This window comes from Streptomyces sp. SM1, assembly GCF_002910825.1.
GTDB classification, from domain to species: domain Bacteria; phylum Actinomycetota; class Actinomycetes; order Streptomycetales; family Streptomycetaceae; genus Streptomyces; species Streptomyces okerensis.
In genome coordinates this window covers 24,076-33,313 of the sequence record NZ_NEUB01000119.1, presented here as the reverse complement: position 1 = coordinate 33,313, position 9,238 = coordinate 24,076, and the positions used below count along the sequence as shown (strand labels likewise).

The 9,238-nt window shown below is 71.4% G+C and carries 8 protein-coding genes and 2 pseudogenes; 3 read left to right on the top strand and 7 right to left on the bottom strand.

The annotated features are described in order from the left end of the window. The 3 genes from B9S61_RS02725 to B9S61_RS02715 all read right to left on the bottom strand — a co-directional run. The coding region (locus B9S61_RS02725; protein ID WP_258039520.1) for a condensation domain-containing protein at nt 1–1,367 on the bottom strand (1,367 nt) is incomplete at its 3' end. Between the two features lie 560 nt (nt 1,368–1,927). Next, complete coding sequence (locus tag B9S61_RS02720) at nt 1,928–2,797, bottom strand: AraC family transcriptional regulator (protein ID WP_103540743.1); 870 nt, start codon at nt 2,795–2,797, stop codon at nt 1,928–1,930. A 198-nt stretch (nt 2,798–2,995) separates the two neighbouring features. After that, on the bottom strand, nt 2,996–3,280 hold the full coding sequence (locus tag B9S61_RS02715; RefSeq protein WP_103540742.1) for a hypothetical protein: 285 nt from the start codon (nt 3,278–3,280) through the stop codon (nt 2,996–2,998). Between the two features lie 1,162 nt (nt 3,281–4,442). On the opposite strand from B9S61_RS02715, the gene B9S61_RS02700 reads away from it, so the two are divergent. Next, entirely contained in the window at nt 4,443–4,925 is a 483-nt protein-coding gene (locus B9S61_RS02700) for an Asp23/Gls24 family envelope stress response protein (RefSeq protein ID WP_103540748.1), read from the top strand. 98 nt (nt 4,926–5,023) lie between these two features. On the opposite strand, the gene B9S61_RS02695 is transcribed toward B9S61_RS02700, so the two are convergent. From B9S61_RS02695 to B9S61_RS02680, 4 genes and pseudogenes are all read right to left on the bottom strand, one after another. Continuing rightward, the gene (locus B9S61_RS02695) at nt 5,024–5,446 is read right to left on the bottom strand and encodes a hypothetical protein (protein ID WP_146064682.1); all 423 of its coding nucleotides are present in this window, start codon (nt 5,444–5,446) and stop codon (nt 5,024–5,026) included. Then, a complete protein-coding gene (locus tag B9S61_RS02690; RefSeq protein WP_103540739.1) occupies nt 5,383–5,775 on the bottom strand; it encodes a class I SAM-dependent methyltransferase in 393 nt (130 codons plus the stop codon). The genes B9S61_RS02695 and B9S61_RS02690 overlap by 64 nt, the downstream gene beginning before the upstream one ends. Then, nucleotides 5,772–6,788 carry an aminotransferase class I/II-fold pyridoxal phosphate-dependent enzyme gene (locus B9S61_RS02685; protein WP_103540738.1) on the bottom strand — a complete coding sequence of 339 codons (1,017 nt, stop codon included), beginning with the start codon at nt 6,786–6,788 and terminating at the stop codon, nt 5,772–5,774. Before B9S61_RS02685 ends, B9S61_RS02690 begins: the two co-directional genes overlap by 4 nt. Next, a pseudogene (locus tag B9S61_RS02680) lies at nt 6,785–7,048 on the bottom strand (radical SAM protein); the annotation flags it as partial. The pseudogene B9S61_RS02680 and the gene B9S61_RS02685, both read right to left, overlap by 4 nt. A 262-nt stretch (nt 7,049–7,310) precedes the next feature. On the opposite strand from B9S61_RS02680, the pseudogene B9S61_RS02675 reads away from it, so the two are divergent. Both B9S61_RS02675 and B9S61_RS02670 read left to right on the top strand, forming a co-directional pair. Further along, nucleotides 7,311–8,525 (top strand): annotated as a pseudogene (locus B9S61_RS02675) (DUF2235 domain-containing protein). Nucleotides 8,526–8,596: 71 nt separating this feature from the next. Then, complete coding sequence (locus B9S61_RS02670) at nt 8,597–9,097, top strand: GNAT family N-acetyltransferase (RefSeq protein ID WP_103540737.1); 501 nt, start codon at nt 8,597–8,599, stop codon at nt 9,095–9,097. Nucleotides 9,098–9,238 lie beyond the last annotated feature (141 nt).

The following is a 9,238-nucleotide window of genomic DNA, read 5'->3' as shown; positions in this document are numbered from 1 at the left end:
GCCCGGTGCCAGTCGGGCCGGGGCCTGCCGCGTCGGGCGGGGCCGTCGGACAGGGCTCGCAGCAGGTCCTGCACGGGCGTGTCGGGGTCGGCGAGGACGGCCCTGAGCAGGGTCGTGTAGGAGCGGGCGAAGGCACGCATGGTGGCGGTGTCGAACAGCGCCGTGGCGTACTGGAGGATCGCGGCGACGCTGCCGTCGGTGCGCAGGGTCAGGTCGAGGAATACGTCCATCGGGGTCTCGGTGAGCGGCGGCTCGACCAGCGTCACCTCCAGACCGGGCATCCGTACCGGCCGGATCGGCGCGTTGAGCAGGGTGAACGAGGCCTGGGCCAGCGGGTGGCGGGACAGGTCCCGGGTACCGCCGAGGGCGGCGACGACCAGGTCGAAGGGGGCCTCGGCGTGAGCGAGGTCCACCGGCACGCGGCTCTGCGCCCGGTCCAGGAGGGTGCCGAAGCCGGGCCGGCCCGCCAGGTCGGCGCGGAGCACGACGGTGTTGACGAGGGGGCCGATGAGGGTGTCGGTGCCGCGCCGGGACCGGTCCGCGAGCGTGCTGCACACGGCGACGTCGTCGCGGTCGCCCGCCCGGTGCCCGAGGAGCGCCTGGTAGGCGGTGAGCAGGAGGGTGTACCGGGTGACGCGCCGGGAGCGGGCCAGGGCGTCGACCGCGGTGACCAGGTCGGCCGGCAGGTCGAAGCGGACCACGTCGCCCGAGCCGTCCCAGATCCGCGGGCGCGGCCGGTCGGTGGGCAGGTCGAGCGGGGTGAGACCGCGCAGCCGCTCGCGCCAGTGGCCCAGGAGGCGCTCCAGCCGTTCGCCGCTCAGCCGCTCGGACTGGGCGCGGGCGAGGTCGGCGTGGCGCAGGGTGGGCGGGGCCACCTGCTCACCCCGGTATCCGGCGGCGAGTTCGTCCAGCAGGATGCCCCACGACCAGCCGTCCACGGCGATGTGGTGCACCTCGACGAGCAGCAGGTGCTCGTCCGGCGCGACGCGGGCGAGTACGGCCCGCAGCGGGTGCTGGGTGGACAGGTCGACGGGACGCCCCAGGCGCCGCGCGAACAGTTCCTCCGGCCCGTCCGCCGCGACCCGTTCCAGTTCGACGCCCGGGAACGGGTCGACCACCGGCACCGGCTCACCTCCGACGGCAAGGAACCGGGTGCGCAGCACCTCGTGCCGCGCCGCGATCGCGGACAGCGACCGCTCGAGCCGGTCCTCGTCCAGCGCGCCCCGCAGTCGCAGGACCAGCGGAAGCATGGATCCGGTGGACGTACCGGCCAACTGGTCCAGGAACCACAGGCGGCGCTGCGCGAAGGATGCCGTGTCGGAGCCGACGTCGTTCGGAGCCTTTTCGTGGGCCGGTCCTGCTGTCACTGTGAGCCTCCAAGCGGTGTTTCGCAGCAGACTGCCGCCGCCGGCCCGGGGCCCATAGGGAAGAAGACGCAGCACCGCGAGCAGAGCCGGCCGCGGTTGGGGAAGCGGGCACGTGGCGTCCGCTACGTCCGTGTGACCGGCCCGGGGGCACGAACGCGGCGGTCCGTCCGCCGGGATCGGGAGGCAACGGGCCGCCACACGCACGTGCTTGCAGCCGCCGACCCGGTGCGCAAGGCGCGGCGCACGTTGGGGTACCACTCACGGATCCGTTCCCCTCCTGTCGGCGGCCCGTACACGGTCGTCCGCCAGGGCGCGCGAGTGCGCGCCCTGGCGATGAGGGATGCCTCCCGCCCCTTGGGGCGGCCGGCACCGACCGTTCCCCGGCCGCCCCTCACACGGCGGCGCCGACTGGAGCAGCCGGCGCCGCCGAGGCGATGGGAGTGGGTGTCCGAGTCCGCCCGGTGGGCCGGGCGTTGCCAGGTGCCGTCCGCCTCCGGCCTGTTCGGGATGGAGGCTCGTTCAGCCCAGGCGTTCAGCGGCCTTCGGCGACCGCCGGCGCGTCACGCGGGTTCGACGGGAAGCCACAGTTCGCAGGTGGCGGTGCTGAAGTCGTCGGCCCGCTCCAGGACGGCGACGACCGAGGGCCCCGGCCGCAGTCGCCACGGGTTGGAGGGGAACCACTCGGTCGCGGTCGCCGCCCAGGTGGCCTGCAGGGCCTGCGGATGCGGTCCGCTGGTACGGAAGACCGCCCACATCCCGGCCGGGACGTGGATGGCGTCTAGCCCGTCGGGGGCCGGTGTCTCCCGGCTGACGGCGACTCCGTGCAGGTAGGTCAGTTCGCTGCCTTCCGTGGCGTCGGGATCGAGATCGTCACTGACCTGCAGCAAGCCCTTCGGTTCGGTGTCGCTGAGGGCCTTCAGCCGCCGGTGCTCGTCCTGCGGCAACGCGGCGATGTGCTGCTGGATGTGCGGATTGACGCCCTCGTGGATCAGCGGAACCCGAGTGGCGTGTCCGACCAGCCGGAACGCGGGGCGGTCGACGAGGCGGGTGTCCATGGGGAGAGTCCCTTCGACGGTCAGGCGGAACCTGAGCTGCGGTTGTGTACGCAGGGGGCCTCCATCACGGCGCACGTCACCGGGGCCGGACCCGTGGACGGCGCGGAACGCTCTTCCGAACGCCTCGCCCGAGCCGTATCCGTGCCGGACGGCGATGTCCAGCAGATCCCGCTCGCCCCGGACGACGTCGGCGGCGGCCACGGTCATGCGGCGCCGCCGCACGTACTCCGACAGCGGCATACCGGCCAACGACGAGAACATCCGTCGCAGGTGGTACTCGGTGGTGCCGAGTCCCTTGGCCAACCCGTCGACGTCGAGCTCCTCCGCGAGGTGCTGCTCGACGAGATCGACGAGCCGGTTGAGTGCCGAGATCATGAGGCCTCCCTTCGACTCCAACCCTGGCAGCGGGCGCCCCGGCCGGACCCGATCGCCGCGATCCGATCCGATCAGGCGCCCGGACCGACGCGGGACGGTACACGCGGATACGGCCGTGTACGGCCTGCGGGCACACCGAGGGCACCGGTTCACGCTCAGGACGACCGACCGGGCTCAGCCACGGCCGCCCGGACACCGTCACCCGGAAGCCACCACTTCGCCGGCCATGACCTTCGGAGGGTGGGGAAGCAGTGACGCGAGGTTGTCGCGCACGAAGTCGGCAGCCCGCGCGATCGATTCATCGGCGCCCGCCCGATCCTGGAACACGCTGGTCGAGACCATCACACCGTCCCCGGCATCGATCCAGTAGTAGGCCACGAAGCCGGTGACTTCGCGCATCAGCGGCACGAATCCCTCGTTCACGAGACGGGCCGCCTCGGCCGGATCGGTCACGCCTTCGTACCGGCGTACTGCTGCGTACATCCTCATGCTCCTCACGGCGTTCCGGGTTCGTCCTCTGCCGAGACGTCGTACCCCTGCGGCGGCCGGCCGGCTCGTGCGGTGTCCGGCGATCACCTGAAGGGCCAGCCCGGGTGCCCCGAACGGCGCCGCACGGCCCGGACGCGAGGGCCACCGCAGGGCGCGGTCGACGAGGTCACGAACCTGGCTTGAACGCGCTGGCGTGGCCGGCGGCCCACTGGCGGAACGTCCGCGGCGCCGTGCCCAGGATGTCGGCCACCGCGACCGCCTCCATCCCGCACCGCCGCAAGGGCACTTGCGTCGGCTGTCATCTGACGTCGTATGCGGCTCCCGCCTCGCGGGCGCCCAGCCCCGGAATCAGTACCGCCGCGACCGCCACGTGCATCAGAGCGAGGGAGGTCCGGGTGCCGCCCGGCGGAGGAGCCTCGGGCCGGGATTCCGACGGGCTCAGCAGCCGCCGCAGTTGTACCGTGCCCCGCCCGCCCGATCCACCCGAGCAGCCCTGTCTCCACGACCAGTTCGGCGACGTCCGTGGCCGCCTCGCCCCGGCCCTCTCCCTAACGGCACCGGGAGCAGGAACGGGGCCAACGGCGCTTCCCCGCACCACATTTCCTGCATCTCGCCATAGCCTCGTTCTCTCCTTGTCCCCGGAACCGTCGGTGCACGAGGAGCCATGCGCCCATGAGGCGCGACAAGCCGGCTCCATGCGGAAGGACCCGCGCCGCGGGATTGTGGTTGCTCGTGCCGGGGCCGTCGGCCGCTCCGGCGAAGGCCATGGCGAGCTCGCAGTCCCTGCCCTTCCCGACCACGGCTTCGTGGGAGGCCGGGCTTCCCGTCCCCTCGTCGCCGTCGGGCACGAGCGTGCATGCTGATCGGGGCAGGCCGAGGAGCCCCGTGCACCCGAAACGTGTTCCGCTCGATCACCGTGAGTGATCAGGCAGGCGGCACACCCCCTCCGGCGGATTTCGTGTCCACCGCCTCCGCCGACATGCGTGAGGCGCTCTGCTCACACGCGACCCGCCGGGGCCCTTCCGACTCCGAGGTTCAGGAAACCCGCCCCCCACACATCCCCTACATCACTATTAGTCCCTTATGTCATCGGGAACTAAGGTGGAGTGGGAACACCACGCAGTGAAGACGCACCGATGATCGCGAGGTGACCGACATGACCGAGACCTCGAACCGCCCGTACGCGAAGGCGAAGTCTCACGGCGACAAGGAGACGACACTCCAGGGAAGCAGGGGCCCCGACACCCCTCCGGGCAGGCGTGGGAACACCACCGTGGCCGACGCCGTCGTGGCGAAGATCGCCGGCATGGCCGCCCGGGAGATTCCCGAGATCCACAACCTCGGCGGCGGGACGGCCCGCGCGTTCGGGGCGATGCGTGAGCGCATGCCCGGCCAGAGCGGCAGTGTCACACAGGGAGTCAGCGTGGAGGTCGGGGAGCGCCAGGCGGCTGTCGAACTGCAGGTCGTGGTGGAATACGGCGCCTCGATCACCGACACGGCGGGGGATGTGCGGGCCAACGTCATCGGAGCCGTGGAACGGATGACCGGACTGGAGGTCGTCGAGGTGGACATAGCCGTGGACGACGTCCACCTGCCGGACGAGGAGGAGCCCGCGCAGGAGGAGCGGCGGGTCGCCTGACCGTCGGATCCGCGCCGGTGGACGGCGGGTGAGGGACGGCTGCCGTCGGCTCCGGTGACGGCGTGTGCGCCGGTGAGGGCGGGCCCGCCGTCACCGGCTCAGCTCGGATGGCAGAGGAGGAGCTGCTTCGGCGACGTGCTCGCGAACGGGGATCGATCGTAGTCGCCGTAGCGCTGCGCGACGTCGAGACCGGCCAGTCGGCAGAGTGCCGGCAGTTCCTCCGGGAAGAAGCAGCGCATGCTGACCTTCTTGGTGCGTACGCATACGCCGTCGCGCAGGTAGTCCAGCGTGAAGCGCAGCACCTGGGCGGCGGCGTCGTAGCCGGTCGTGGCTCGGACGTCGAGCCTCGCCCCGTTCCGGTCCACGACCGACTTGTGGTGGTAGGGCGTTTCGGGGAGCCGGCACAGCTTGGCCATGTCGGGGTTGAACACGTCCAGGATCAGGGTCCCGCCCGGTTTCAGCACGCTTCGAGCCGAGGCGAGGAACGCGACCACGGAGTCCAGGTCGTGCAGGTGCTGCATCGCGTCGCCGAGAACACCAGGGCGAAGCGCCTGTCCGAGCGGATGTCTCTGCAGTCCTGTTCCAGCCACTCGACCGGCAGCCGCTCGTCCTCGGCCCGCTGACGGGCTCGCGCGAGCATCGAGGGCATGATGTCAAGCCCTGTGATCTCGACACCCGCCCGCGCGATCGGCAGGGTGATGCGCCCGGTTCCGCAGGCCACCTCCAACACCGGACCGTCCGCCCGGACGGCTTGGCCGAGGAAGAACGGGATGTCGTGGGTGCGCGCGGCGAATTCCTGATCGTAGAAGTCCGCGTCGTCGTATACGGCCAGGTCCTCCAGTGGCTTCATCGGGCCACCGCCGGAGTCGAGCCGAAGGCGTCGGCGAGGCTGGTCAGGATGGAGCCGGGCCACCTGCTCTCCCCGAACACGCTGACCGGCATGGCGAGCACGCCGCACTCACGCCGGAGTGTCTCCGCCGGTATCCCGACCGGGAAGAAGTAGTTGCCGGGACAGGTACGGCTCTCCGTGGGGATCTCGCGGAGCACCTCGTCCGGCAACCGTCCGAACAGCCTCTCGGCGCGTGCGGCCAACTCGCGGGCGACCTGCCGGGGCATGTCGCCGTGCTCGGTCAGCAGACGGTCGGCGACTCTCAACTGCGTCTGCGTCGGCGGATCCGCCCGGAACGCCTCGGCCCATTCGGCCTGCTCCGGACCCAGCAGGACCACGCCGAACGTGCGTGGCCACAGCCATCCCTTGGTGACCGAGTGCAGCAGGACCGCACGGCCGGTGTCCAGCAATCGCCGTGTGCCGGCGGCGAACGGGGCTCCCGGGTCGTAGACGCTGTCGATCAGCAGGCGGCGGTGTGGTGATCTCCGCAGCCACGCGATCACCGCGTCGCACTCGGCACCCGACAGGTACCGGCCGAGCGGCTTGCTGGGGTTGGCGATCAGCAGGTACTCAGGGCGGTCGTCCGCCGGTGACCTCGGCAGGACCGGCGCCGGCAGCGTGGGGTAGGACGCGGGCACCGGGCCCGCGGCGTGCGCCAGCTCGAAATAGGCCGGGTACACGTCGCCGGGCAGCCACAACCGCGCTCGGCCGGCGCGCAGCCGGTGGAACGCCACGCCGAGCCCGTGACCGACCCCGCGGCAGACCATGGCACGGCCGGACCACTCCTCCGGCAGCTCGGAACGCCGCAGCCAGGCACGGGCGAGATCGCACCGGTGCACCGTATTCATGCCGGTCGGCGGCTCCGGTCGCATCGGAGCGAGCGCCCTGTACACGTTGGTCTCGGCGGCGTCCGGAAGCGGCGAACCGGCACTGAGCTGCCGCCGGCGGAATTCCCGGAACTCGTCGAACCTCATGCCGTCGCGCCTTCCGGCACGATCTCGCTGGCCCTGTCCTCCAGGGAGGCGTAGCAGCGTCCGTCGGCCATGACGTTCCAGCTGCGGGCGATCCCATGAGTCCGTTCCCAGAGCAGGCTGGGTTCGGTGTACGCGGCTATCCGCATCGGCCGGCCGTCCCAATTGCCGTGGTAGACCGGCGCGCCCCAGGGCAGTCGGCCCGCCAGTTCGAAGCCGTGCTGCTCGGCGAACCGGGTGACGACGGACAACGAGACCTGGTGCCCCAGCGGCCCTTGAGACCCCGGACGGCGTTCGCAGTTACCGCTGTCGGCCGTGCAGCACCGCGCGTCGCCCGCTCCCCCGCGGCACCGTGCGGCCGGGGCCGCCCGGACGGTGTGGGTCGGGGGTGAAGGTCTCCCGGGCCGAGCAGGGCTCCGCCGTGGCGGGGTCCGCCGTGGCGGGGTCCGCCGTGGCGGGGTCCGCCGTGGCGGTGCCACGCTGGAAGTGGCGCTGTGAGCCGCTCCCCGCTTTTCACCAGGAGTGATGATCATGGCCAGGCGTCTGATCGTCTGCTGCGACGGCACTTGGAACTTCGCTGATCAGCCGAGCAAGACCAATGTCGCCAAGGTGGCCCTGTCGGTCCGCCCGGAGGCCGCTGCCGGGAGTGAGCAGCGCGTCTACTACCACAGTGGTGTCGGTACCCATCGACGGGATCGTCTGCGCGGTGGGGCTTTCGGTGTGGGACTGTCCCGCAATGTCCTGGACGCCTACCGGTTCCTCGTCGAGACGTACGAACCCGGCGACGAGTTGTTCCTCTTCGGTTTCAGCCGGGGCGCGTTCACCGCGCGCAGCCTGGCGGGGCTGGTACGCAACAGCGGCATCCTGCGCACGGAGCACGCGGACCGGATCCCGGAGGCTTGGGCGCTGTACCGCGACCGGATCGAGCAACCGAACGGCGCGGCCGCGACGTTGTTCCGCCGCTCGTACGCCCGGGAGACGGAGATCGCGTTCATCGGTGTGTGGGACACGGTCGGCGCCCTGGGCATCCCGGTCCCGGACAGGGTGTGGCCGCAGGCGGCGGTGGCCCGCTTCAACCGCCGATAGGCCTTCCACGACACCGAGTTGAGCAGCTGGGTCGGGGCGGCGTTCCACGTGCTGGCCATCGACGAGCAGCGCTCGGCGTTCCGGCCGGCCCTCTGGCACCAGCTTCCCGGATCCGCGGCGCGGGGCCAGGAGCTGAAGCAGGTGTGGTTCGCCGGGGTCCACTGCGACGCGGGAGGCGGCTACGAGGAGACGGGACTGTCCGACATCACCCTGCTGTGGATGGTCGGCCAAGCCCGCAGGTACGGGCTGGAGTTCGATGAAGAGGCGCTGAGCACGAGCGGCCCGGCAGTGATGCGGGCTCGGGAAAGCACCGATTTCCGTGTACGGCCGGACGCTTCGGGCGCCCTCCACGTCTCACGCACGGGTATGTACCGGCTGGCCGAACCGTTCCACCGGACGCTCGGCCGAGCCGTGTACGGCAACGGTGAACCCGACGGCAACGAGTTTCTGGCAGTCCCTGCCAAGGAGCGCTTCGACCGGGATCCCGAGTACCGGCCGCCGGAACTGGAGCGCTACCTCGCCGGGCAGGGCCGGATCCGCCTTGAACCCGTCCTGCTGCCGGGCCTCGCCTCGGGCCTGCCTCCCCTGCCCCAGGAACCGTCCGGCACGGAAGCGGCGCCCGACGCGGATAAGGGGACGCGCCGCTCCAGGTGAGCGGAGGCCTGGCTGACAGCGCCGGCATAATGTTTTGCGCGGCGTTCTCCCGGCGTGGTTGGCTCGCGCTCATGACCTGGCTGCCCGCTGATTTCGTCCATCCTCTCCACGTCGTGATACCCGGCGGTGAGGGCCACCGGCTGCGCCCCATCAGCGGTGCGGACGCTCCCCTGGACTATCCGACGGTGATGGGTTCACGGGAGCGGCTCTGGTCGGTCTTCGGACTCGCCTGGGGCTGGCCGTCGGCCACGATGTCGTACGAGGCGAACCTCGCCGATCTGGAGCGGCACGCCGCGGAGATCGAGGCTCACGAGTCGTTCAACTACACGATCGAGAACGAGGACCGCACCGCGCTGCGCGGATGCGTGTACATCGATCCGCCGGAGAAGCTCGGAGCCGACGCAGAGATCTCGTGGTGGGTGGTGGACGAGGAGGTGGGCGGCGCGCTGGAACGGGCGCTGGACGCGTTCGTACCGGCCTGGATCGCCACGGACTGGCCCTTCGAGCGGCCGCGCTTCATCGGCCGGGACCTGTCGTGGGACGAGTGGCTGAAGCTGCCGGATCCTTCGTGAGCGGCGTCAGGTGCCGCGTCGCCGGGTTCGGCGCGCCGCTCGGCACGGGCCCCGGGCGTGATGCTGCTGAGGGAGCCCGTGCCAACCTTGCCGGAGCGCCGTCACCGGTGGTGAATCAGCACACTGCCGTGCGCAACGGCT

Coding starts and splice junctions, on each gene's coding strand:
- B9S61_RS02720 (WP_103540743.1), bottom strand. CDS start 2,797: ATGATCTCGGCACTCAACCGGCTCGTCGATCTCGTCGAGCAGCACCTC.
- B9S61_RS02715 (WP_103540742.1), bottom strand. CDS start 3,280: ATGTACGCAGCAGTACGCCGGTACGAAGGCGTGACCGATCCGGCCGAG.
- B9S61_RS02700 (WP_103540748.1), top strand. CDS start 4,443: ATGACCGAGACCTCGAACCGCCCGTACGCGAAGGCGAAGTCTCACGGC.
- B9S61_RS02695 (WP_146064682.1), bottom strand. CDS start 5,446: ATGCAGCACCTGCACGACCTGGACTCCGTGGTCGCGTTCCTCGCCTCG.
- B9S61_RS02690 (WP_103540739.1), bottom strand. CDS start 5,775: ATGAAGCCACTGGAGGACCTGGCCGTATACGACGACGCGGACTTCTAC.
- B9S61_RS02685 (WP_103540738.1), bottom strand. CDS start 6,788: ATGAGGTTCGACGAGTTCCGGGAATTCCGCCGGCGGCAGCTCAGTGCC.
- B9S61_RS02670 (WP_103540737.1), top strand. CDS start 8,597: ATGACCTGGCTGCCCGCTGATTTCGTCCATCCTCTCCACGTCGTGATA.